Here is a 23362-nt window from a genome sequence, read left to right as displayed (position 1 = left end):
TTCACTGATCAGAGCTGTTCAGTGCGGCCTCGATGCGCTGGTTGACGGTCCCTTCTTGACCGTCGATGCACTTCGCGTACACCTTGAGCAGCACGTCAACGGAGTGCCCGGCGCGGGCGGCGACGTCGGTCGCCGGGACACCGGAGTTCAGCCAGAGTGACACCGCCGCGTGCCGCAGGTCGTACGGCCGGCCGGCGAGCGGAGACGCCACCTGAGCCGGAGTGAGCGCCAGCTCCCGCGCGGCCTTCCACACCCGCGAGTAGGTCGAGGCGGCCACCACGTTGCCCTTCGCGCTGCGGAACAGCCGTCCGTCGTCGGCGACGCCGAACCGGTCGACGTGCCGCCGTAGGAGGCTCACCAGTTCCGGCGGGATCGGTACGACCCGCGAGTCTGCCGCCGCCCGATGCTTCAACCCGCGCCGGTCGTGCACCTCGCCGCTGTCGGTCCACCGCTTGCCCGCCTGGGGCCGGTTGTCGACCAGCACCAGCCGGCCCCAGCCGGCCGCCGGCAGGTGGCAGTCCTGCTTGCGCAGGGCCAGCGCCTCGCTCGGACGCAGCGCGGCGAAGTACAGGCAGCCGAAGAACGCGACCAGGCGCTCACCGCGACCGACCCGGCCCCGCTCGCCGACGTAGGACACAGCCGTCAGCAGATCTCGCGCCTGCCGACCGTTGACCACCACCCGCCGGTCGATCGACTCGGCGACCTTCGTCCGCTGTGCCCGTACCCGGATTTTGTCGACCGGGTTGAAGTCCAGCGCTTCCAGCTCGACGGCGTACTGAAGCACGTTGTAGAAGACCGACCGCTTCCGACGCACCGTCGTCGGTGCCGCCGGCCGCCCGTCGAGGCGCAGCGCCAGGGCATCCAGGGCCGCCCGTACGGTCGCCGGCTCACCCACCTCGGTCATCGGAAGCGAAGCCCGCCGCAACCACCGCAACGTCGGACCAAGCTCCGCCGGTACCTCCGTTTCTCGGAGAGCCGGCGGCAGAAGGTGATCCCGCAGCACCCGCCGCAGCTCGTCCGCCGACGGTCGCCCAGCCTGGTCGCGTACCAGTACCGGCGTCACCGTCACCAAGGCGTCGACCATGCTTCCCCGGGACTTCGCCGCCGCGCCGGGCCACTTCATGTCGAGGTACGCCTGAACGAACTCCAGCCACGACACGGCGGCCTTGCTTTCCACCATCGAGTCGGGCAGGCCGGTGGCGGCGTCGAACGCCTCTCCCCGATTGATCGCCTGCATCAGGTCCGACCGGTAGTTGTCCGCCAGCGCACGGGTAGCGAAGTTGCGCGACTTCTCCCGCCCGCCGACGATCCACCGAACGGTATACGTCTTCTTCTTGCCGGCCCCCTTGTTGACGCGGATGTCCCAAACCCGTACCGACCGCGACTTCACGCGGCCTCCCGGTGCTGCTCCAGCCACGCCCGTAGGTCGCGCCGTTCGACGCGCAGCTCACCATTGGGGAGCTTGATGCACTCCGGAGCGATGCCCAGCTCACGCCAGCGGTAGAAGGTCCGCCGCGAAACGCCGTTGAGTACGGCGAGGACTTCCGGAACGGTCAGCAGCTCACTTTCCATGAGGGGCTCGGTCCTCCGAATGGTTCAGGCAAGCAGGGGAGAGGAGAACGCCGGTTGCTGGAACCGCGGCGGCTGTTCGTGACCGTGCGGTGTCGAGGTCTGCGCGCCAGCGGATGCGTGCGGAGATAGCGCGGAGGAGGCGGTGTTCCAAGGGCGGCACGTCAGGGTCTTCGGGGCGGGCGAGTTCGAACCGGTACCGCTTCGGCCCGTCCGCCTCATCGGCGGCCTGGTCATGCTCCTCGGTGTCGGCCATGCCGCCGGCGAGGATGGCTCGCACCCAGGCCCGGTTGTCGGCGCGGTGGTCGGCGAGGGTCTTGCCGGACCACTGGCGGGAGACGAGCACACGCCGACCGGTGAAACCGAGGGTGGTGCGTTGGTGGACCTTCCCGGTACAGCGGCCAGGGGTCAAGCCTGGCTTGACGCCGTCGGGTTGTACGCCGTAGAGCAGCCAGTTCGCGCAGGTCGGTGAGCAGGGCAGTACGGCCAGTTCGGCGTGGAGCCGGTCGAAGTGGGCTTTCTGTGCGTCGGAGCGTGGCCGTGCCTGGTCGGTCAGGTCTTTGGTGACGTACTTGGTCACGTAGCGGATGGACCGTTCAGCGTCCTTGGTGCCCTGGTCGATGCCGCGGGCGTCGATGCGACCGAGTCGGGCGACGTAGGCGGGCCGGCTGTCGGGTTCCTCCAAGGCGTCGAGGGCTTCACCCCAGGTGGGCAGCGGCTCGCGCGTCTTGGGGTCGACGTACGCCTGTCGGTCGACGTCCCACACCGGGGGCTTGTCGACCGGGTAGACGAGTTCGTCGAAGGGTGGCCACCAGACCTGGTGATAGGTGGCGGCGGCGATCTGCTTGAGCAGTCGTCGGGGCAAGGTGCCCCGGATGGCGAAGTGCGCATGTGGGGCGAGTCGGCGTTGCAGCTCGACCGCGCCCGCGTACTGGACGTTCCAGCCCGCAGCACGGCGCAGGTTCTGCCACCACCGGTCGAGGACACGCGCGAAGTGGATCGCGTCGAGGGCCGCCCGTCGGTAGTCGTAGCTGGCGGGGTCGGCAGGGGTGCCGAGCAGGTCATCGTGTGGCCCGTGGCGCTGCCCGCACTCGCACGGCGCGACGTAGGCGCCCCGCCGGATGTGGGAGTGCACCGGCCCGTGCGAGCCGAGCGTCAGCGTGACCAGCATCGACGGACGGTGGGTCTTGCCCGACCGCCCGGAGTAGGCCCGGCCCACGGTGCGCGGGTCGACCGGCAGGCGGGGTAGATCGGGTGAGTCCTGCCGCCGTCGGGTCGATCGCTTCCGGCGTGGCCGCTCGTCGCGTTCCTTCGGGGTGAGGTGGCCTCGGAGGCTGGTTTCGGCGAGGGCTTCGTCCAGTTCGGCTATGGCGGCGTCGACGTCGACGATCTGCGCGGCCCGCTGGTCGGGGTGCATCGGCTGGTAGTTCAACGCCTCGCGTTCGAACTCCAGATGCGCCCGGACCCGGACCAGGGCGAGCGCGTCTTCCCCCGGCCGGTCCGGTTGTACGGCGGGTTCGTCGGCGAGGTGCCAGCCTTCCCGGACCTGCTGGATACGCAGCCGCCGCCCCCGTTCGGCGCAGGGCTTGCACTTGGCGGCGAGGGTTGCCCCGCAGGGCACCTCCACGACCTCGGTCAGGCCTGTGACGGTGTCGGTGCGCCTCAGGGCGAGCGGGCGGACGCAGACGCCGTGTTGCTCGGCGAGTTGCTTGAGCGCGTCTTTGGCGAGGGGTTGGCGCATCCGGGCCGCCCGTGACCCCGGCCGAGGCTCCTGGACGGTCGGGGCGGACGGGATCAGTTCGAGTTGACTCATCGGCCGCCCTCCGAGGCGAACGACGATCCGTTACGCGGGACGAACGCCGCCGCCGAGACCGGCACCAGACCCGCACGTCGGACCGGCATTACCGGTTCGACGGTCACGGCCTGGTCGTCGCGCTCCCGCTGGTCGGCGTCCGCCATCGGGCCCGTGTCGGCGTGCGCCTGGTCGTCAACGACCTCGGGCAGTACAGCGATCGAGCCGCCGTCATCGACCGGCTTGTCCCCGGCCGGTACGGCGACGGTGGTCGGGGTGCTGGAGAAGACGAGTTTGGTCAGGCCGAGGAACGCCAGCGCGGGCACGGCCGAGAGCAGCCACCCGGACAGGCCCGGTTTCGCCACCGCCAACTGGGCCGCCAGGGACAGCGCGACAGCCGCGACAAGGAGAAACATCGGGTAGCCGATCGGTCCGCCGGTCCGGCGGCGACGCCGAATCGTCAGCAGCGCCGCCAGCGGGAGCAGTTCGGAGATAGCGGCGTTGGCCCACCCGAACCAGTCCCCGGTACCGGCCGGGGAGTTCTCCATCGTCCAGTGATGGACGTGGGTGAACGACGCCGCCCCGGCCAGCCCGCCGACGACGAGGACGATGAGCACCAGGACCACGCCTTCCACCCGGTCCGCGTGCGTCTTCACTTGGTCACCTCCTGGTCGTCGTCGTTGCGGTCGTGTCGTTGGTAGTCCCGGCCGAGTTGCCGGATGTCGTCATCGGTGAGGTAGGAGAACCGCACCCGAGCGGGTTCGCGGACGCCGTCGAGGGCGACGTAGCCGACGCCGGGTAGGGATTCGGGGATGCGGTCGCAGAGCGCGCCTCGGTCGCGTGCGCCGTCGCCGAGGACCATGTCCGCCTGTTCGGCTTCCGTCAGCCGCAGGCCGATGCGGGTGGGGAACAGGTCCCGGAACGGCAGCACGTCCTTACGTGGGTCCTGCAACGCGGCGATCACGTGCATGCCTACGGCGCGACCTTGGGACAGGAGCAGGCCGAGGGCTTCCTTGATCCGGTCGCGGACCTTCCGATCCGTGATGTATGCCGTCAGCGCGGCCAGCTCGTCGACGACCAGGACGAGGAGCGGTTCATCCACCGACGGCACATGCTGGCGGGTGACCCCGCGCAGCCGGGCCGCCCGCAGTCGCATGCGCTTGACGGCCTCTTCCAGGACGCCGGCCATGCCGTCCGGGTCGTCGTAGATGAACCGGGCGAACAGCGGGGCACCGGCGGCGAGTTCCATGCCACCCTTGGGGTCGAACGCCCACACCTCCACCAACCCCGACCGGATACCACCGGCCAGAGAGCGGATCAGCGACCACAGGACGGAGCCCTTGCCCGCGTTCGTCGCCCCGGCGACGAGCACATGAGTACCGGCCAGCCGCAGCAGGTACGGCAGCCCGTCCTCCCGTATCCCGAGCGGCAGACCGTTGAGGTCTGGCACGTTGGGTACGGGCAGCGGGTTGACGGTCGCGGCCAGGGGGTCGCGGCGTAGGAACCGGATCACCACCCGATCCGGGCGGCTGGTCGACCGGGCGTGACCCTCGCGGAGACGAAAGGCATAGGCGAGACGTTCGGCCGTCTGCGCCCAGTCGTCGGGGATCTGGCCGGGCAGCATCCGCACCGTCAGCTCATCGCCGTACCGATCGCAGCGCACCCGCAGCAGCCGGGGCACGTACCGATCACCGCCGAACACCGTCGCAAGACCGCACGTCGCCATCACCGACGACCACCGGCCCCGGTACACCACCAGCGCCCGCACCCGGGCGACCATCGGATACCAGCCGAACCGCAACCACGACACCGGATGCCACCGCCACCAGGCCATGCAGACGGCTACAACGGCCAGTGCGAGGGAGGCGAGGACCAGGCCGCCATACTCCAACCGAAGCCAGAGAGCGAGGCCGGTCGGGACGGTCAGCCACCAGTACCGCACCGCCAGGACCGTCACCCGGACCAGGCCGCGTAGGAGCCACCAGAACACCAGCAGCCAGCCCGGTATCCGCCACGCCGGCAGGCGCAGGTTCATCGGCGCTACGGGGATCTTGTCCCCTGGGATCACGTTAATCAGAGGCACAGGTCACCGCCCCGCACCGACCGCGCGCCAAACCGGATGAGGCATCCCCGGCAGGCCATGCGCTGTAGGTCGAACCGGCGAGGCTTCACCCAGCGACGGCAACGCGGACAGCGGATCGCGCACACCCTCGCCGCAGCCGGCGGCAACCGCAACGCCGACCGGAGAGCCGCCTCCATCTCCCGGAAGGCGTACCGCAGGGCGACGAGGGGACGACGGGACAGCACGAACGCCGCCCCGGCGAGGAGTAGGAGTAGGAGGGGGATCAGGGCAGGCTGAACTACGGTGGGCATCACGCCCTCCTTCACACGTGAGGGATGGGAGAGCGCGGGACGGGCCGGGACTCTTGGCGGGGAAACGACCCGCCCCGCGCGTTACTAAGAGCAGGCAGTCAGGCCGCAGCCGACGCGGCAGCCACCGCCGCCGGACCCATCGCCGTCGCCCGCAGCGAGTACGCCATCCGCGACCGGCACTCACCCGACGAACGCCCCGGCTTGCACCGCTGCGAATCCACATAGGGGGTCAGAGTCAGGCCCTCGAACTGCACCGCAGGCGGATACCCCGGCACCGTCGACGCCGGAGGCACCGGCTGATGCGCCGCCACCACCTTCACCTTCACCTCGGTCGACCGACCGAACTTCCCGGCCTCCGGGTCCAGGTCCATCACCCGCACCACCCACACCCGCTCACCGGTCTCCTTGTCCCGCGCCTGGTTGTCCGCCTCACCACGCCGCTCAAAGTCGACCTGCGGAGACACACCCAGGCACAGCGCCCCGGCCGGGAAGACGTACTCGAACGGAACCGGCACCTTCAACGTCATCGGAACCACGATCAGCCTCCAGATCGACCCGCTAACTCAACAACTCGACTTGTTAAGGTGAGTCAAAGGTAGGAGCGTCGAACTCGACTTGTCAAGTGAGGTATTTGCCTGGATCAGTCGAGGGGGTACACGTCTTCGAGGTCGTGCCGCGATGGCGGAAGGAGCAGGTCCACGCCGAGAAGCGGCTTCCCGGTCCGATCGCAGACGGACAGCAGGACGGTAAGGACAGGTTCGGCCTCGTCCACCTGCAACAGTCCAGCTTCCTCCGGTGTGGGCAGTCGCGCCGATATCCGCTCGGTCACGTGGTCGAAGCGCAGCCGCTTGCGGGATGCCACGTGCCGAAGCAGCCCGTCAGGCAGCGCTTCCTGCCCGCCCACGCCGGTGCCCTTTGCCAGATCAGCGGGGAGGAACGCCGTGCCCAGCTCGACCGGGCCGACCCCCTCAACGGTGATCAGGCGACGTCGCGCGACCACCGGCGCGCCTGGTTGCAGCCCGAGGGCCGCCGCCGCTCGTGGCGTGGCAGTCGTTGGCCCGGCACCGAGCAGGGTCGACTCGGCCCGTTCGTCGTCCTCCAGCACCCCGTAGCGGCGTTCCCGTTGACGTTGGCCGCCACCAGGCCGACCGAGCACGAACCGGCCCTTGCCCTGCCTGCTCTCAATCCAGCCGTCCTGCCGGAGCAGGTCCAACGCCCGGACCACGACCGGCCGGGAAGCACCGAACTCCCGGATCAACTCAGTTTCGCTGGGCAGCATCGTTCCCGATGGGTACGTGCCGTCATCGATGCGCTGCTGCACCGCATTGACGATCATGACGTACTTTGGCGGCGCAACTTCGATCGGCACCGTCTCACCCCAGACGACAACTCGGCTTGTCAACAGGCTATCTGCGCTGCTCAGGATCTGTCCATCAGCCCTGGTCAGCCAGGTGGCGGCGCGGCTTCGACCCGTGAAGACTCTGCCACTCACGTAAGGCGTTCTTGAGTCGCGCGTTCTCTTCTCGGAGTCCCGCTTCGGCCGCATTCCTGGCGGTCAGCTCATCGGCGATCCGACGGAGGAACGCGTAGACGTGATCTTCTGCCAGGCCGCGCCGGCCGAGCCCTGTGCGGCGAAAGCGGGTCCTCTTGACCTGATCAGGGCAGAGCCGCACCAGCCGGGAAGATGCCCGAAAAACTCCTACTGCTCGATCCGCCATGGGAGCCCTCCTGTCAAAGTTCAGGAACCTGTCGTTGCCTTCCGAGCCGGCCTGTTCCGCTTTGCCGGTGATTCGGGAACGCGCTGCCGGCGCGCCACCGTCTGGAGCGGTGAGTTGACTCGGGTGAGTCCCTTGAACTGGACGTACAGCTCCCGACGGTCGGTCGCGTTGCCGACGTCGTCGAGCACGTAGCCGGTCATCCAGCCCCACCGGTCGTACGGCGGACGCTCCTCCACCTTGATCACGCGGACGACCAGGGCCCGGGTACCTGCGAACTGCACCGAGGCCCGCGCATCCAACAAGACGAGTTCGCCCGGTTTCGGGTCCATCGAGGGTCACCTTCGCCGGATGATGTGGATGGGCACCGAGGCGAGCGGGCTTCACGAGCACGGCCGACACCGCGCTTCCTTGCCGGCACCCGCCCCGGTGCCCTGCTTCGAGGGACGTACGCCCACCGCCGTCCGCCAGCGGCTATCCCGCCGGAGCCGTCACCGCCGTCGGCTGTTGGGCACCCCGGCCCGTACCTGCGCAGTCAGGGCACTGCCGCCGCTGCAACCGGTCCGGATCGCACGGTGCCCGCAGTGCCCGGCGCGGACTCGCGATCTTCCATCCCCGGCCCTCACACGCCCGACAGGCCGGGGGAGCCGGCGGCGACGACCGGCACGGCCCCGGCTGCGAACGCGAGCCGTCCACACACCGGACCAGCCGCACGCCACCCGGATCGATGCCGGGGTTGACTCGCGCCTGACCAGGCCGACGACGGATCAGCCCATGTGCGTCAGCGGCAAGTACATGGACAATTGCGGTGGGTAGGGCGTCCATGATGGAGATGTTCCGTCGGACGATGGAGACCGATCGAGGACCCGGACAGGCACCTCTGGGGGACATCGAGTGGACACCATGGGGACCTGCATTGTCCCGAGGGACCTCACCAGGCGAGCGTGGAGACAGCCCATCAGGAAGGCATGACGATGGCACGAGAACGCCGCGAACCTCGCACCGTGCTGGAGTACCTCATCCAGCAGAGTGACCGCACCTACGAGGAACTGGCCGACGAGTTCTCCCGGATGGATCCGCGGGCTGCCATCAGCGCGCGGCACCTCGGGCGGCTGGCACGCGGCGAACGTGATCTGGCCTCATCCACGCCCGCCACCCGGCGCGCGATGCAGGCCATGTTCGGCAAGTCCGTCGACGAACTACAGCGCCCCTGGACTTCCACCTCTCTCATCCCCGCGCCGGACCGTCACCTCATGGTCGAGCCCATCGGCGCCGGCACCGAAAGGAACCTCCTCGCCATGGCCGCACAACGCGCCCGCCAGTACGCCATGCTCGCCGCCGAAGCCACCTCTCCGGCCGCCATCAATCAACTCGCTGAGGAGGTGCAGCGCCTCGCGCTGGCCTACCCGCAGCGGCCGGTGAGCCACATCCTCTCCGACCTGGTCGAGACCCAGGACACCCTGTTCACGCTCCTCGAACGCCGGCAGCCGCCGGCCCAGTCGCGAAACCTTCACTTCCTCGCCGGCATCGCCAGCGGCCTGCTCGCAAAGGTCTCGCACGACATGGCCGACCCGCATTCCGCGATGCTCCAGGCCCGTACCGCCGTACTCTGCGCCGACCAGGCCGGGCACCCCGGATTGCAGGCGTGGCTGCGCGGGCTGCAATCGCTGGTTGCCTACTGGGCCGGCAGGTACGCCGAAGCCGTCCGCTACGCCGAAGCCGGCCGAGAGTTCGCCACCCGAGCCGGCGGCACCACCGCCGTCTGGCTTCCGGTCAGTGCCGCTCGCGCCTACGCCGCCCTGGGCAACGCCGAGCAGGCCAAGGCCGCCATCACCGAGGCCGAGGAAGCCTGGTCGCGCGTGATGCCCGACGAGATGGACGAGATGGGCGGCATCTGCACCTTCAACCAGCCCCGAACCCTTTACTACGCCAGCGATGCTCTCGCCTGGCTCCCCGGCGAGGCCCGCAACACCGAGCAGTACGCCCTGCGCGCCGTCCACGCGTACGCCGACCCGAACGACCCGGCATGGGCCTTCGGCGACCAGGCCGGCTCCCACACCAACCTGGCGATAGCCCGAGTCGCGAACCGGGAACTCGACGCCGCCACCGACGCACTGGCCCCCGTCCTGGAGTTGCCCGCCGAGCAGCGCATCAACGGCATCATGCACTCCGTCCGGCGGGTGCACCAGGCGATCATCCGCAACGGCCTCTCCAGCGACGCCCGCGAACTCATCGACGGCATCGAGCACTTCACCCACGCCCCCGCGAACGCCCTGCCCCGATAGGGCACGATCAGGGGCATGTACCCGATCACCATCCCCGGCCGCGTCATCACCCTGCGCGAGATGCGCTCCGATGACGCGGCCGACGCTTTGGCGATCGTCGGAGACGACCGCGTGACCCAGTGGCTCTCCTTCGACAGCCGCGACCAGGCCGCCACCGTCGCCATGATCGAAGGCACCATCACCCGTGCCCAACTCGACCCCCGGACCGAGTACTACCTAGCCGTCGCTGACAGCACCGATCGCATGATCGGCTTCGCCCGGCTTGGCCTCACCGGCCACCAGGCCGCCAAGCTCGGGTACGCCATCAGCGCCGACCATTGGGGTCACGGCTACGCCACCGACGCGGCCCGCACCATCGTCAGCTACGGCTTCCAGGAGCTGAAGCTCCACCGCATCACCGCCGCCATCGGCCCCGACAACGCCGCCTCCATCGCCGTCGCCGATCGACTCGGTATGCAGCACGAAGGCCGCCTCCGCGATCACGTGTTCACCAACGGTGCCTGGCGCGACTCCCTGCTCTGCTCCATCCTCGCGCCGGAGTGGAGCGCCGACGAAGGCTGAGGCCGCCTGTAGCCGTCGCCAGGACAGCGGACCGGAGAGAGCTGATCATGCCCGCCGGTAGCATCGCCGCCATGCGCGACGCCGACACGCCGCCGCAAGAACCCGCCGACCACCACCCGCACTTGGACCCCCGCACCGTCCGCCAACGCGTGACGGCCATCCGCACCGCCGTCGACGAGGTGTACGCCCGCGTACGCGAGTGGCGCGGCCAGCCAGGTTGGCGGAACACGCCCGTCAACGTCCACCGCTACGAGACCACCTTGAACGTGGCCTACACCGTCGAGGCGATGCCCGAGCCGGACAGTGCGGTGGCCGTGGCCCAGCTCGTGGAGGCCGTTCGGCCCCTGCTCACCGAGTGGCGACCCAGCCGGCCCGGCCCCGAGCAACAGATCTTCGCCGCGGTGGAGCGCCTCCGCTGGGCGATAGCCGGGTAGGCGTCGAACGCCCCGATCCGTCGCCTGGTCGGTCTCAAACCACACCATTGCCGAAACGATCTCAGTAGAGATCAAGGCGCTCCGCGCGGCGCGGGGCGGGGCGCGGCAAACGGCTCCTGCGGAGCCGCCGACCCGGCCGCCGTAGGCAGCCGGGGCGGAAAGTCAGTCGGCCCGCACACCACGCCCCGCCCCACGCGTCACCCCTGGGTTCGGGACCCGGTGACGAGTTCCGGAGATGACCGGGACCATGCGACAGCTCGACCTTTCTCGCCTTTCGGGCCTGGTGACGTCTCACCGCGGACCGGTCGACGTGCGTCGGGTCGAGTTGCCGAACGGACTCCATCAGGCCGCTCACGGGTCCGAGATGGGGAAGAGGAGAAGGGGGCGGAGGGTTGGTGTGGGGTGGGATTAGAGCTGCCTCCGGCGGGGGCGCAACGACTCCGGGATGGAGTTGCCGAACGGTTGCGGTCGTGGGTGGTTGGGGTGGGATGCCATCCCGCCAGCCACCGACCCAGGCAAGCCGAGCAGACCAGGGCCAGGGTGACAAGGTCGTACGTCCGGTAGGGCGCTCCACCTTGTCACCCTGGCCCTGGCGCGCTCCACCAAGGTGTGGGTCGGCGGCAGACGGGATGGCATGTTCGCGAAGCTCGGCTTCGGTAGGCCGAGGGCCTAATCAGCTCCTGACGGCCTCGAAGTACTTCTCACGAAACTCCGCACTTTTGAAGATAGAGTCGCGCGTCATCCAATCATGATTACTCTGGAAAGAGTCCGCCGCCTCGGCGAGTATATCGAGCGCCTTCAAAAGCGACGCCTTCTTCAGCGGACGCTTTAGCCTCCGATAGTTCGACTCGAAGCGGAAATTGGTCGTGTCCCGCAACCTGAGTTGGCGTATCGCATACCCAGCAGCCAAGTAGAACCTGGCATTCGTCTTCTCGTCAAGAATTTCCTTGGCCTCGTCCGTGGACAGAAACTCGTCGACTTCTTTAACAAGCTCAATAGCCGTCAAGTATGCATCCACGTCGAGCGAGTCCGGGAAGATGCTGTCGTAACCATCCTTGCGAGACAGTAAAGTTGAAGGACGGGCGCGGGCCGTATCGGGTTGGCCAAGCAGGAGAGTGATCATGGCTTGCGCGAGCAGGTTCATTGTTATTCGGCGCTTCGCCGGCTTGTCCTGGTTCTTGTAGCGGTTCTTCCTGCGTTCGTAGTACCAGTTGTGCGCGAGTAGGAATCTCTCAATATCCCGTTGCCGCTGCTGCGTGGCGTACAGTGCGGGCCCAGGAACCTGTGTCTGCCGATTTGTGCCAGCGATCACCCGGTCCCGCGTCTCCTCATCTGTCGACTGGATGACCCGGACCACAATGCCATTGTCGAGGCGCTCTGGCGCGAGCCAGTCCTCTTCTGCGGCGCGGTGAAGAACATGTGATGTCTGCAGGCCATTCACAATCAGGGGCCGCTTGATAGTCATGACGTCCTGAGGGCTTTCGACGATGTCACCGAGAATCGTGACGCCGTTGTTCAGCCACCAGAACTCGAGCGCATCGTGGTTCTCGAGGGTATCCCCGATGGCCTCATTGACGCTATTATCGCCTTCGTAGTCCCGGACGTTCGACTCGAAGAACTCCTCCCGCAGAACGCCTTGCTCATCACGGATAAACGACAAGTAGTCGCTGATGCGCGCGACGCCAATGTAGGAGTCAGCTTCGCGCAGCAGTTTACGGAACACGAGTTGGTGCGGTCTGCCATAGTCGGTTCCGGCTAACGTGTACAGACCCTTGATGCCAATATGCTCGACTGTAACTACTGCATCGCTAGTGAGTCGAGCTTTTATAAGGTCGCGAACCTGATCCGCACGCGAGTGAACCGAGGGCGTTATGTTCTCCTCGGGTGCCCGGGTAACGTAGGCGGTCCGAAAGGTAATCTTAGGGAACTTGAGCGCCAAGGAGTTAACGGCTTTCCGGAGGATCCCCGTCTGTTCAACTACCTCGGGCCGGTACAACTTTTCGAGTTCTGCATCTTCAGCAGAGGCGTTGAGGAGTTGGGGCAGCGATGCAAGAAGGTGCTCCCATACGGCCTCCTCCCAGCGTTCCCGGTTCTTGGCTTGAATAAGGAAGACTTCGAGTTGAGGGTGGCTGCTGAGGTGGCGCAGGACTTCCGCCTCAGGGGTCAGTCGGGGATCATCTGAGCTCAATGGAGATCCGTTGAGAAAGACAAAAAAGCTGTCGATCCCCCCGTCCTTTCCTCCATCTACTATGCCGGCAGAGATCTCATCCTCGTTAAGCTCTTTCGGCTTAATGAATTGCGTGACCGCGTACCGTTCGAAAATATCGTCGGGATCATCACCCGGGTATCTCTCGCTATATGCTCGGAAATCCGTTGTCACGACGACTTGATCAAAACTTGGCGATCCCATGCGTCATCTCCCACTTCTCGCCCTGGCGCGGCGTCGAGTCGCCTGCCTACGGCTCCGCCGCTCTCGCGGTTAGGCGGAACTACCCGGGATGTCATCTTTCCAGGACAGGGCGGCTGTGGGGAGCCCCGGGACGGGCGATCTGTTGAGTCGCCACTGGCTGCCTGGGGCCGGACGGATCGAGCCCTACCTGCAGAGCGTCAGGGAGCATGTACGTCAGCGAAGGTGATGGACATCAACCGCTTCAGTATCGGTCTTGCGCCACCGCGGCCTGCTCCGGGCCGCGGTGGTGGCGGCTCGAACAACATCTTCTGTACAGAACGCCCGACGACTGATATGCCATGTAGGTGCCCCATGTTGACCTGTCAGCCCTCCCCGACGAGCATGCCCGTCGCCTTCGCTGGTTCGAGCAGCGGGCGGGATCTGTTACGAGATACCCGAAGCCACTAGATGATGGCTCATTTCTGGTTACCCGGCCCAAGGGCATCTACAAGCCTAAAGATCTACCTTACGCCCTCTCTGTGCGCATCAACCTTGACAGCCCCTATGATGATGGCGAGGTTTTCGAGCGGGAGGACGGTGGTTGGTACTTCTCGTACCACCAGGAGAACCCGAACCCCTCCCTACGTGACATGCAATTCACCAACAAGGCTTTGATGGCATGCATTGCGGACAGGGTGCCAGTCGGAGTCCTAAGGGAACGCGAAGTCCGAAAGGGCAATTCCCCAGAATACGATGTGCTGGGACTGGCCGTCCCGGTCTCATGGCAGGCAGGCTTCTTCTTTTTCGAGGGCGTACGTACGGATGGTGCTTGGCATCGCGGCGACACCATGTCAGAGGTCTTGTTGTCCACCGCCCAGGCGCAAGATGATTCGACCGAGAGGGATGAATCGCCGCCCAGCGACGACTACGACGCGCGGCTTCGCATCGCCCGCCAGATTGTAGCGCGCAGAGGTCAGCGAGCATTCCGGGCTGCTCTGATGCAGGCGTACGGAGGTCGGTGTGCAATCAGCGGAACGAACGCCGAGGCTGCCCTCGAAGCAGCTCATCTCCTTCCTTACCGTGGTAAAGAATCCAACGTTCTTCAAAACGGCCTGCTGCTAAGGGCTGATATCCATACGCTGTTCGACTTGCGCCTACTTGCCATCGAACCTGCAAGTCGATGCGTGCGGGTGTCGCAGCAGCTCGCCAAGACGAGTTACCGGGAACTCGAGGGGGTTCGACTCGCGGAGCCCGCGGCGCAGAATCAGCGGCCCGCGATAGCCGTTCTGGAAACGATCTGGCGCCCCTTCCTCGAGGCAGAGCGCCAAACGTGAGCGCTGCGACATGAGCTTTTGATCGAGACGAAGCGCGCTTGGCACGTGCAGGCACCGTGGGGGCCTCGTTCAGGAGGCGTGCGGCCTATGGACGCGACTCCTTCGGAGCCAAGTAATGAGGCCGGCGTGCCGGAGGATCGCCCGGCCGTCTTTTCCGGGCAGCTACTGCCGGAGCACTACCCCATACCCTGACGGTCGCTCACTAGCCAGAACGCAATGCAGCTGCATCATTCGTCGGGCGCATCGTCGGCGCCTGACTCCTGCAGGACACTTCCGACTAGCGCGTGCACGTCGATCGCGTCAGCAGCCGGCCTGGCTCGACCTTCCGCGTAGGCGAACCGTGCAGCCGCCAAGTCAGCGAGGCGGACGGCCTGAATCACGATGACCCGCCGCAGGCCAGGCGAAACCTCGCCGCGCTCGTGAGCAACAGCCGCCACCCTGGCCAAGGTCTCGGCTCTCCGGGCGATGCGTACGTCTGGATGCTCGCGGTCTTCCCGCAGGTCCTCGGGGATCAAGTTGAAGCGATACGAGGGCGGTAGCTCCACGAGCTTGGAGACCGGCGGAATCTTCTCATTCAAGATTGCCCGATACTTCGACTGCTCGATCGCCCACCGATACGCAGAGTATTCGATGGCGTTGACCTTCGCCGCCTTGTCAGGGTCTTTGCGTAGGTGCTCAGCCGGCCAAAACTCCAACTCGGCTACCTCGAAGGGGTCGAGAATGCGGTACGCCAGCGTGTCGCTTCGTTGGCCGGTCATGTGCCTGCCGACGCGAGACCCAAAGCTCTCCGTCGTCTGCCCGACGTAGATGGGCTCGGCATCGTAGTCGTAGAAAGCGTATGCACCGATGCAGCTGCCTAGCCGCTTGCCGCTTGCCGGGTCTGGAGAATCCATCGCGTCTTTGAGCAGCCGTCGAAAGCCCTGGACGAACTTGGTCGGCATCGAGGCCTTGGACGGCGGCTTGTGATCTGGCTCGTTGTACGACGCGACGCCCCGACTAGTCACCTGGCTCCTCGACCTTCTCACCCGATCATGGACTGGGTCAGAAGTCTAAGGGTCGGCATGATGCGCGGTTGAGGACAGGGCGGCGGAGCCCGCCGGCCTGCCCGAATGGGGCTAGGTGGAGCCGTTACCTCCCGGCGAGCGGCACCGCCCGACCTGGGGCGCAAGCGCGGCGGTCCTGACGGTCACCGAGACTGAGTCAGCGCGGCGTGGATGGCTTCCGCTGCTTGTTCCACTGCCTCGTGCTCCCAGACCCGAAAGACCGTCCAGCCCGCAGTCCGTAGGGCACCATCAACCTCTAGGTCCCGATTTCGGTTCCGATCAATTTTCTGATGCCAATACCCGCTCGGATCAGACGGCATACGACAGTGAAGCGGGCAGCCGTGCCAAAAACATCCGTCCACAAAAATCGCCACTCTGCGACGTGTGAAGACGACGTCGGGCCGCACCGCGCGTCCTGGAAGTGAGATTCGATAGCCGACTCTGTAACGCAGCCCTCGGCGGAAGAGTTCTCGCCGGAGAGCCAACTCTGGCTTTGTGTCCGAGCTCCTGTTGGACTTCATGGCGCGCGAGGCCGACGACGGCGGTGGGGTAGGAGGTAGCCTCATCGCTGTCTTTCGCGCCGATTCGTTTTACTCGGCACCAGCCGGCCTAAGGACCGGCAGGAGATATTTATTGCCGATCCACTCGATGACGTCGACCACAACGGCGTCACCGAACCCGAAAAGTTGTTGGTTTGGCGTGCCAGCAAGAAGCTTGTACTCGTGGGCACCCATTAGATTCGCGTACTCGCGTGGGGTCATCCACCGAATTGCCTTGCTGCCTCTGCCTAACCGAACCAGCGCCTGCTTGCTTGATCCGCCCCCAGTGGTCCGGAGGCATCCAGCGATGCCATCCTTGCGAAGCTCCCACACTGAGACGCCCTGCCTAGTGCGCCGGTAGGCAGTCCGGTAGCTGATGGTGTCTCCTGCGAGAAGAGCCTCGAAGCGAGCCTTCTGCACGTCGCTGAGGGACCTGACGAAAGCGTCCACCCGGTCCTCGTCCCACCACAAGTCGCCGGCGACGTCCGTCTCGACGAAGCCGTCCAAGTCCCGCGGGCCCTCCGGCAGGGCAGGCAGGTCGATGTAGTGCATACCTAGCGTCTGCCGGTGCTTCTCGTGGATGGCTCGTACCCAAGCAGGACGCACGTCACTGAGCGGCGGGACGTCATGCAGGGCTTGGCTCGGCAGCTTGTCCTGTTGAATGCCGACGATGAACATCCGCGGTCGGGACTGCGGCACAAAGTGCCGCGCGTCGATTGCAAGTACGTCCAAGGAGTAGCTGAGTTTGGACAGGCTGGCGAGGGCATCCTCCAGGTCCTTGCCCCCGTGGCTGGTGGCGAACCCGTGAACATTCTCAAGGAGGATCACTGAGGGCCGGGGCGACATGCCCTCCACGATCTTGGCGAACTCCCAGAACATCCCTGACTGCTCGCCGACCAGACCCCGCCTGTTCCCAGCAAGTGAAAGGTCGATGCACGGGAAGCTGCTCGTCGCCAACTCGATCCCCGTCGGCAGATCAGAAGCCTCGATCCGGCGGATGTCACGAACAACGAAGTGATCTTCGGCGTCTGGGAAGTTGGCGGCGTAGGCGTCGTACTTCGCCTGCTTGATGTCGTTTGCCCAGACCACCTGTATCTGGGCACCCTTGACGCGTTCTAGGGCGGTGCGGACGAGACCAATCCCGGCAAAGAACTCCGCCGCCCGGACGGGCGCGCTATCCATGCTTCCTCCCTCGCCCACCATCGCTGCAGCCTATACATGCCCTGGCGACGAGCCCCAGGTATGACACTCATCTGTGATCATTCGATCATTAGTTCGAGCGCGGCGTGACACCGACGCTCGGGTGGGCTAGCTGTGGTCCACGGCAAGTCTGCTTCCACGAACTGGTCTAGGAGCTGACCGACCGGTACAGCAGCGAAGTACAGCAACCGAGCGACCCGCATGACCGGTCACGCCACGACCCGGAGCCGGGTGAGGCCCGGCGCGGCCGGGAGAGATCGCATCGCCCGGAGCTACGGATCAGATGGTGGCTGTACGGCCATCTGTACAGCCAAGACGGCCGACAGACCCGGCCCGAGGCCGACGGAAGGCGACACGGCGAGCAGGCCAGCGGCACTGACCGACGTCCGCCGACAAGAGTCTTGATCTTTGCAAGGCAGGGGTCGGCTCCACGGCTGTCTTCCGCGCTTGCGGCCCCGCCCTGCGGGCGGCCTCCGGCCGTCCTCGGGCGAGCCGCAGCGCACACGTCGATTCCACGGACCATGTACGGACTGATCTTGACCAAGTGGCCCGGAGGTGAAACCGCCGATGCAGACCAGCGGACCTCAAGCGCTCGGCCGACCGCCGGTTTCCTAAACCGTGTGTCGCAGGTTCGAATCCTGCCGGGGGCACAAACTTGACGCCTTGAGCAGCAAAAACACGGCAAGCCTATCGATGGTCATCAGCGCGATTACAAATCGTCCCCCGAAAACCCCTCGATAGCGCGTGTGGGCGATCAGGTTGCAGCAGGTGTCGTTGCGGGGCATGGCTGGCTGCGTCATCACGGCACGGCGCAGGTGACCTCCGCCGGGCTGTTCGACCGGTCGACTGAACCTTCCAGCGGTCGCGTCCGAGCGTGGGCAGACCACCGCGAACGATCTGCGGACGGGGCAGCGGACGCGTAGTGGTTTGTGGTGCTGGGGGCGGCAGTCGACGGTCGAGTTCGCGGAGTTCCCTCAGTGTGGGTCATCGAGGGCGGTGACGCGTGACGTCGTGATGGTTGACCGGCTGTTGCGAGACGCACTCGGGGTCGCAGCGGCGGACCGGACGACGCCATCGAGGGGTGGCGCAGGCAACGGTGGGAGGGACCTGTGGCCACCCCCCACCGTTCCTACTGGCTGTTCAGCTCGGGCTCACGTACCCCTGGACCACCGTCATCCGGTAGCCGGCGGTCTGGAACTCCGCGTCCCTGGCCACCAGTTCCGCATAGGCGGGGGCGGTGAGGACCGGCCGCCCGTCGTTGCCGGGTTCCCAGATCACGTCGTAGCGCAGGTGGCCCTGGTGGGTCCGGTAGACGTTCAGGTACTTCGTCCGGTAACCGTTGGTCCAGTGGTTGGCGTTCGCCTGGATCATCTCGTCCCAGGTCGCACCGAAGAGCGTCGCCGGGCATCGGTACCCGGCATCCAGATACCGATGTAGCGGATCTCGCTACCGAGCAGGTCCTCGCGTACCCCGGCCGTCTGGATCAGGCGGTAGCCCAGGGCCCGCATCCGGATGTCCTCGGCCAGTAACGCGTCCAGCGTCCAGCCCGCCACGACCCGGCGTCCGTCGGTGCCGGGTTTCCAGATCCCGTCGTAGTGGAACGCGCCGTTGTGCAGGTAGCGGTTGACCCGCCAGAGTCGTAGCCCCTGTTCCCAGTAGATCGCGTTCTGGTTCCAGAACTGCTGCTCCGACCAGCCGATCACGAGCGGGCTGCTGCCGCTGCCCGGCCGCCAGATCGCGTCGTACCGCGACTCGCCGTTGTCCAGTCTCGTCTGGCTGATCGAGTCGATCCGGTAGCCCTGGTTGAACAGTTCGCTGTTACGTGCGATCAGGTCGTGGGACGTGTACGTGTGCACCCTCGGCCGGGCGTCGTCACCCGGCTCCCAAATGGCGTTGTAACGCACCACCCCGGCGGCGATCGAGGCCCGATCCTCGGCCACCGCCGGTGTGGCACCGCCCGCCAGCGTCACGAGTACGCCGAGCATGCTGGCCAGAGCGATGGAACTTCTCCTGGTAGAGATCTTGGACATCGCTGGGTTCCCCCTCGTTGAACCTCACGGCGGGCACCGTCCGGACCCGCTGTATCGATGTCTAGTCGCCGACTTGTTGTCCGGCTTCGGGCCGGTGAACCGGACAATCAACTCCGGACGAGTGGACTGGACGGTTGTTGGGGGGGGGCGGGTGCCACGGCCGGAGGGGGAACTGGGACCGGGCGACCCGGAGGTCATGGAATTCGCCGCCGGACTGCGCCTGCTGCGGGAGAAGGCCGGCCGGCCCGGCTACCGGGAACTGGCCCGGCGGGCGCACTTTTCCGCCACCACCCTGTCGGAGGCCGCAGGTGGCCGCCGGCTGCCGACCCTCGCGGTCACCCTGGCGTACGTGGCGGCGTGCGGCGGGAGCGGACCGGAGTGGGAGGAGCGGTGGCGTCGGGCCGCCCGGGAGACATCGCCGGTCAACGGGCCGGGTGCCACCGAGGACGCGGTGGAGGCGCCGTACCAGGGGCTGGCGGCGTACGGGCCGGAGCGGGCCGGGTGGTTCTTCGGCCGCGAGGACCTCGTTGACGACCTGCTGCGGCGGTTGGCGCGACGGCGACTGCTCGCGGTCTTCGGCGCCTCCGGCAGTGGCAAGTCCTCGCTGCTGCGCGCCGGCCTGGTGCCGGCGGTGCTCGCCGGCCACCTCCCGGCCCCGGGCCGGGGAGGCGGAACTGACCGGGAGGCGCACGGGCAGGCCGAGGCGAGCGGGGGCGTCCCGGCCGACCGGCGGGGGACGGGCCCGGGGACGCCTACGGTTCTGGTGATGACGCCCGGTCCGGACCCGATCGGCGAAGTGGCGGTGCGGCTCGCCCGGTTGAGCGGCGTACCGGCGGGAGCCCTGCGGGCGGACCTGGTCGCGGACCCGGCGCACCTGGATCTGGCGGTCCGGCAGGCGCTCGGCGGTGCCGCCGCCGGGCCGGAACTGCTGCTGGTCGTGGACCAGTTCGAGGAGATCTTCACGCTCTGCCGGGACGACGCCGGCCGAGCGAGCTTCGTGGCCGCGCTGCTGGCCGCCGTACGGGAACCGGGTAGCCGGCTGCGGGTGGTGCTCGGGGTGCGGGCGGACTTCTACGGCCGGTGCGCCGAGTCGCCGGAACTTCCGGCGGCTCTGTCCGGGGCGCAGGTGCTGGTCGGTCCGATGACACCGCCGCAGGTCCGGGACGCGGTGGTCCGGCCGGCGGAACGGGCCGGGGCGATGGTCGAGGGAGCGCTGGTCTCGACCATCGTCGCGCAGGTGGCCGGCCGTGCCGGGGCTCTGCCGATGGCCTCGCACGCGCTGCTCGAGGCGTGGTGGCGCCGCCGTGGCAGCGCCGTCACCCTGGCCGGGTACGAGGCGGCCGGGGGCATGGACGGCGCGGTGGCGCAGACCGCCGAGCGGATCTGGCAGGAGTTCGACGACGGTCAACGGCGGGCGGCCCGGCACGTGCTGCTGCGGATGGTCGAGGTCGGGACCGGGGACGAGCCGGTGACCAGCCGTCGATTGGAGCACGGCGAGATCGACGACACCGGACCGGTCACCGCCTCCGTGGTGGAGCGGCTCGCCGGCGCCCGCCTGGTCACCGTGGACGACCACTCGGTACGGCTGGCCCATGAGGCGCTGCTCGGTGCCTGGCCCCGCCTGCGGGACTGGCTGGACGAGGACCGCGAGGGCGTACGCGTCCATCGTCAGCTCACCCAGGCGGCAATGGTGTGGCAGTCGCTGGACCGGGACCCGGGCGCGCTACTACGCGGGCTCGCACTGTCCCGGACCCGGGCCTGGGCGCGTAACCGTTCCAGTGGCCTGAGCGGGACAGAACAGGAGTTCCTCGCCGCCAGCCAGCGAGCCGACGAGCGGCGGCTGGCCGGGCGGCGCCAGCGCGGACGGGTCATGCTCGGGGCGCTCGCCGGGGTGGCCGTGGTGGTCACGGTGCTCGCCTCACTGGCGATCGTCCAGGCGGGACGGGCCGCCGACGAGCGCGACCACGCCCTGCACGGGCAGCTCATCGCCAGCGCCCGTGCGCAGATGGCGCGGGACCCGCAGCTCGCCTTTCTGCTCGCCGGGGAGGCGTACCGGCTCCGGCCGGACACGCTGGCCGAGTCGGTGCTGCGGCAGGCGACCCTGAACTGGCGGGGGCTCACCAGCCGGCAGGTGTTCGGTCCCCGTAACAAGGCGGCGGCGGTGACCCGCGACGGCCGGCACGCGGTCGCCGGGACCGCCGAAGGCACGGTACGCCTGTGGCACGCCACGGAACCGGCCGGCGAGGCGTTGATGCTGCCCGAACCTGGCCGGGACCTGTACGCGGTGGCGATCAGCGACGACGGGCGGCTGGTGGCCAGCGCCCACAACGAGCCGGTGGTCCGGGTCTGGGACAGTACCGTGCCGACCCGTGGCCCGATTCTTCTGCCGGGGCACACCGGTCCGGTGCGCGACATCCGGTTCAGCCCGGACGGCACGACGCTGGCCAGCGGCGACGCGGACGGGACCGTACGACTCTGGGACCTGACCGGTCCGCCGGTGGCGCGGGTGCTGCCCGGCGGCGGGCGGGGCGCCGTCTACGCGCTGGGCTGGTCGGCGGACGGACGGCGGTTGGCCGCCGGGACCGAGGAGGCGCCGGCCCGGATCTGGGACGTGCGTAGCCCCGGCCGGGCTCCGGTCGAGCTGGGCGACTCGGTCGACACCGACGAGCTGTTGTTCAGCCCGGACGGCAGCCGGGTCGCCACCGGCGACGACGGCACGTTGCGGATCTGGTCGTCCGGCGGCGGCCCGCCGACCGTCCTCGGACGGCTCCGGGGGGTGGTGCCGGCGGCGTTCAGTCCCGACGGCCAACGGCTGATCACCACCAACGGGTACGGCGTCCTCGGTTTCTGGGACACCGTCGTACCCGGCGACCCGCTGACGCTGCGCGGGCACGCCGGAGCGGTGCGGGCCGCCACCGTCGGTCCTGACGGGCACCTGGTCAGCGTCGGTGAGGACGGTACGTTCCGGACGTGGGACATCGGCGGTCCCTGGCATCCGGATGTCGCTCATCCCCACGACGGCCTGGCACATGTCGCCCGGTTCAGCCCGGACGGCCGCCACATCGCCAGCGGTGGTATCGCCGACGGCACGGTCCGGGTCACGGCCGCCACGCCGAGCCCCGCCCCGACGGGGGACGACGGTCGCCCGGCGACGGACGGTCCCGCCGCAACGGCGGTCACCGACGGGCCGGGCGAGCCGGTGGTGCTGGCGGGGCACACCGGCATGGTGCTCGACCTGGCTTTCGCCCCTGACGGGGTGCGGTTGGCCAGCCTCGACGCGGGCGGCACCGTCCGCATCTGGGCATGGCGGACCGGTACGCTCACCGCCACCTTCGACGCTGCCCGCGCCAGCAGGGTCAGCTTCGCGCCGGACAACGAGCGGTTGCTCACCAGCGGCCCCGGTGGCGTACGGGTCTGGGACGGGATCGAACGGGGTGTCCCGGTCGGCGTACCGGTACCCGCGGCCGGGGCGGTCGCGGCGTTCGGCCCGGACGGTCGGCGGATGGTGACCGGGGCGGACGACGGCACCGTCTCGATCCGCGAGGTGTCGGGGGAGGCCGCGGTTGACCTCGGTCGGCACGACGCGGCGGTGACCTCGGTGGCGTTCGCCCCGGGCGGCGACAGCGTGGCCAGCCTCAGCCTGGACAGCACCATTCGGATCTGGCCCGCGACCGGAGGGTCGGCGACCCTGCTCGCCGCCGCCGGGCAGGGCGCGGCGACCACCCGGCTGATCTACACGCCGGACGGGCGGCACCTGGCGCTGCTCGGCGGTCAGGAGTTGTCCGGGATCCAGTTGTGGGCAACCGGTGCCGCTACCGAGCCGGTCACCCTGCGGCCCCTGGGGACCGGACCGCTCGGCTTCGCGTTCAGCCCCGACGGTGAGCGGGTGGTGACTGTCCATTCCGACGGCTCGGTCCGGACCTGGGACTGTGACGTGTGCGGTCCCGTGGAGCGGGTGCTCGCCGCCGCCGACAGCCGGGAGGCGCGGCCGTTGCGCGCGGACGAGCGCCGGGCGTTTCTCCTCGACCGCTGAGGGTTGTCCGATGCCAGCGCAGCCCTACGGACGAGACGTACCCTCAGGCTTCTCGGAGGAGCTGA

The 23362-nt window shown here is 67.9% G+C and carries 20 protein-coding genes; 5 read left to right on the top strand and 15 right to left on the bottom strand.

Features of this window, described 5'->3' with window-relative positions; translation table 11 throughout:
• Position 1: 1 nt before the first annotated feature.
• From QSK20_RS17250 to QSK20_RS17210, 9 genes are all read right to left on the bottom strand, one after another.
• Positions 2-1390 (bottom strand): tyrosine-type recombinase/integrase, encoded by a 1389-nt coding sequence (locus tag QSK20_RS17250; protein WP_285789606.1) that lies wholly within the window; start codon positions 1388-1390, stop codon positions 2-4.
• Entirely contained in the window at positions 1387-1572 is a 186-nt protein-coding gene (locus QSK20_RS17245) for a helix-turn-helix transcriptional regulator (RefSeq protein ID WP_285789605.1), read from the bottom strand. The genes QSK20_RS17250 and QSK20_RS17245 overlap by 4 nt, the downstream gene beginning before the upstream one ends.
• Entirely contained in the window at positions 1562-3382 is a 1821-nt protein-coding gene (locus tag QSK20_RS17240) for a replication initiator (RefSeq protein ID WP_285789604.1), read from the bottom strand. The genes QSK20_RS17245 and QSK20_RS17240 overlap by 11 nt, the downstream gene beginning before the upstream one ends.
• Positions 3379-4017: a DUF2637 domain-containing protein gene (locus QSK20_RS17235; RefSeq protein WP_285789603.1), complete on the bottom strand. Its 639-nt coding sequence runs from the start codon at positions 4015-4017 to the stop codon at positions 3379-3381. Before QSK20_RS17235 ends, QSK20_RS17240 begins: the two co-directional genes overlap by 4 nt.
• Positions 4014-5396, bottom strand: coding sequence for an FtsK/SpoIIIE domain-containing protein (locus tag QSK20_RS17230; protein WP_285789602.1), 1383 nt, complete (start codon positions 5394-5396; stop codon positions 4014-4016). Before QSK20_RS17230 ends, QSK20_RS17235 begins: the two co-directional genes overlap by 4 nt.
• Before the next feature lie 436 nt (positions 5397-5832).
• Complete coding sequence (locus QSK20_RS17225) at positions 5833-6261, bottom strand: hypothetical protein (RefSeq protein ID WP_285789601.1); 429 nt, start codon at positions 6259-6261, stop codon at positions 5833-5835.
• 113 nt (positions 6262-6374) lie between these two features.
• Positions 6375-7103, bottom strand: coding sequence for a GntR family transcriptional regulator (locus tag QSK20_RS17220; RefSeq protein WP_285789600.1), 729 nt, complete (start codon positions 7101-7103; stop codon positions 6375-6377).
• Positions 7104-7167: 64 nt separating this feature from the next.
• On the bottom strand, positions 7168-7452 hold the full coding sequence (locus tag QSK20_RS17215) for a DivIVA domain-containing protein (RefSeq protein ID WP_285789599.1): 285 nt from the start codon (positions 7450-7452) through the stop codon (positions 7168-7170).
• A 20-nt stretch (positions 7453-7472) separates the two neighbouring features.
• Positions 7473-7781 (bottom strand): hypothetical protein, encoded by a 309-nt coding sequence (locus QSK20_RS17210; protein ID WP_285789598.1) that lies wholly within the window; start codon positions 7779-7781, stop codon positions 7473-7475.
• A gap of 672 nt (positions 7782-8453) precedes the next feature.
• Between QSK20_RS17210 and QSK20_RS17205 the strand changes: the two genes are divergently transcribed.
• Genes QSK20_RS17205 through QSK20_RS17195 form a run of 3 tightly spaced genes read left to right on the top strand, consistent with a single transcriptional unit; the run spans position 8454 to position 10729 of the window.
• Complete coding sequence (locus QSK20_RS17205) at positions 8454-9734, top strand: NsdA family TPR-like regulatory protein (protein ID WP_285789597.1); 1281 nt, start codon at positions 8454-8456, stop codon at positions 9732-9734.
• Positions 9735-9749: 15 nt separating this feature from the next.
• Positions 9750-10295, top strand: coding sequence for a GNAT family N-acetyltransferase (locus tag QSK20_RS17200; protein WP_285789596.1), 546 nt, complete (start codon positions 9750-9752; stop codon positions 10293-10295).
• Between the two features lie 47 nt (positions 10296-10342).
• On the top strand, positions 10343-10729 hold the full coding sequence (locus QSK20_RS17195) for a hypothetical protein (protein ID WP_285789595.1): 387 nt from the start codon (positions 10343-10345) through the stop codon (positions 10727-10729).
• Between the two features lie 673 nt (positions 10730-11402).
• Here QSK20_RS17195 and QSK20_RS17190 read toward each other — a convergent pair.
• Positions 11403-13109 carry an AIPR family protein gene (locus QSK20_RS17190; RefSeq protein WP_285789594.1) on the bottom strand — a complete coding sequence of 569 codons (1707 nt, stop codon included), beginning with the start codon at positions 13107-13109 and terminating at the stop codon, positions 11403-11405.
• 548 nt (positions 13110-13657) lie between these two features.
• On the opposite strand from QSK20_RS17190, the gene QSK20_RS17185 reads away from it, so the two are divergent.
• Positions 13658-14452 (top strand): HNH endonuclease, encoded by a 795-nt coding sequence (locus tag QSK20_RS17185; RefSeq protein ID WP_285789593.1) that lies wholly within the window; start codon positions 13658-13660, stop codon positions 14450-14452.
• Positions 14453-14679: 227 nt separating this feature from the next.
• On the opposite strand, the gene QSK20_RS17180 is transcribed toward QSK20_RS17185, so the two are convergent.
• The 5 genes from QSK20_RS17180 to QSK20_RS17160 form a co-directional block, all read right to left on the bottom strand.
• Positions 14680-15456 (bottom strand): GIY-YIG nuclease family protein, encoded by a 777-nt coding sequence (locus tag QSK20_RS17180; RefSeq protein WP_285789592.1) that lies wholly within the window; start codon positions 15454-15456, stop codon positions 14680-14682.
• A 182-nt stretch (positions 15457-15638) separates the two neighbouring features.
• Positions 15639-16061 (bottom strand): very short patch repair endonuclease, encoded by a 423-nt coding sequence (locus QSK20_RS17175; RefSeq protein ID WP_285789591.1) that lies wholly within the window; start codon positions 16059-16061, stop codon positions 15639-15641.
• Positions 16062-16085: 24 nt separating this feature from the next.
• A complete protein-coding gene (locus tag QSK20_RS17170; protein ID WP_285789590.1) occupies positions 16086-17237 on the bottom strand; it encodes a DNA cytosine methyltransferase in 1152 nt (383 codons plus the stop codon).
• 1137 nt (positions 17238-18374) lie between these two features.
• Positions 18375-18605, bottom strand: a complete 231-nt coding sequence (locus QSK20_RS17165) for a hypothetical protein (RefSeq protein WP_285789589.1) — start codon at positions 18603-18605, stop codon at positions 18375-18377.
• Positions 18602-19264: a hypothetical protein gene (locus tag QSK20_RS17160; protein ID WP_285789588.1), complete on the bottom strand. Its 663-nt coding sequence runs from the start codon at positions 19262-19264 to the stop codon at positions 18602-18604. The genes QSK20_RS17165 and QSK20_RS17160 overlap by 4 nt, the downstream gene beginning before the upstream one ends.
• Before the next feature lie 151 nt (positions 19265-19415).
• Here QSK20_RS17160 and QSK20_RS17155 point away from each other — a divergent pair, with 151 nt between their 5' ends.
• Positions 19416-23297, top strand: a complete 3882-nt coding sequence (locus QSK20_RS17155) for an nSTAND1 domain-containing NTPase (protein WP_285789587.1) — start codon at positions 19416-19418, stop codon at positions 23295-23297.
• Positions 23298-23362: the final 65 nt, after the last annotated feature.

Origin of the sequence: Micromonospora sp. NBRC 101691, assembly GCF_030269285.1 — a bacterium.
GTDB classification, from domain to species: Bacteria; Actinomycetota; Actinomycetes; order Mycobacteriales; family Micromonosporaceae; genus Micromonospora; species Micromonospora echinospora.
The sequence above is the reverse complement of the archived record's forward strand: the minus strand, read 5'-3'. Positions and strand labels throughout refer to the sequence as shown.

Excerpts from the sequence above, each read along its gene's own strand:
- QSK20_RS17245 (WP_285789605.1), bottom strand. The coding sequence starts at position 1,572 with ATGGAAAGTGAGCTGCTGACCGTTCCGGAAGTCCTCGCCGTACTCAAC.
- QSK20_RS17240 (WP_285789604.1), bottom strand. The coding sequence starts at position 3,382 with ATGAGTCAACTCGAACTGATCCCGTCCGCCCCGACCGTCCAGGAGCCT.
- QSK20_RS17230 (WP_285789602.1), bottom strand. The coding sequence starts at position 5,396 with ATGAACCTGCGCCTGCCGGCGTGGCGGATACCGGGCTGGCTGCTGGTG.
- QSK20_RS17225 (WP_285789601.1), bottom strand. The coding sequence starts at position 6,261 with ATGACGTTGAAGGTGCCGGTTCCGTTCGAGTACGTCTTCCCGGCCGGG.
- QSK20_RS17215 (WP_285789599.1), bottom strand. The coding sequence starts at position 7,452 with ATGGCGGATCGAGCAGTAGGAGTTTTTCGGGCATCTTCCCGGCTGGTG.
- QSK20_RS17210 (WP_285789598.1), bottom strand. The coding sequence starts at position 7,781 with ATGGACCCGAAACCGGGCGAACTCGTCTTGTTGGATGCGCGGGCCTCG.
- QSK20_RS17200 (WP_285789596.1), top strand. The coding sequence starts at position 9,750 with ATGTACCCGATCACCATCCCCGGCCGCGTCATCACCCTGCGCGAGATG.
- QSK20_RS17195 (WP_285789595.1), top strand. The coding sequence starts at position 10,343 with ATGCCCGCCGGTAGCATCGCCGCCATGCGCGACGCCGACACGCCGCCG.
- QSK20_RS17175 (WP_285789591.1), bottom strand. The coding sequence starts at position 16,061 with ATGAGGCTACCTCCTACCCCACCGCCGTCGTCGGCCTCGCGCGCCATG.
- QSK20_RS17170 (WP_285789590.1), bottom strand. The coding sequence starts at position 17,237 with ATGGTGGGCGAGGGAGGAAGCATGGATAGCGCGCCCGTCCGGGCGGCG.
- QSK20_RS17165 (WP_285789589.1), bottom strand. The coding sequence starts at position 18,605 with ATGATCCAGGCGAACGCCAACCACTGGACCAACGGTTACCGGACGAAG.
- QSK20_RS17160 (WP_285789588.1), bottom strand. The coding sequence starts at position 19,264 with ATGTCCAAGATCTCTACCAGGAGAAGTTCCATCGCTCTGGCCAGCATG.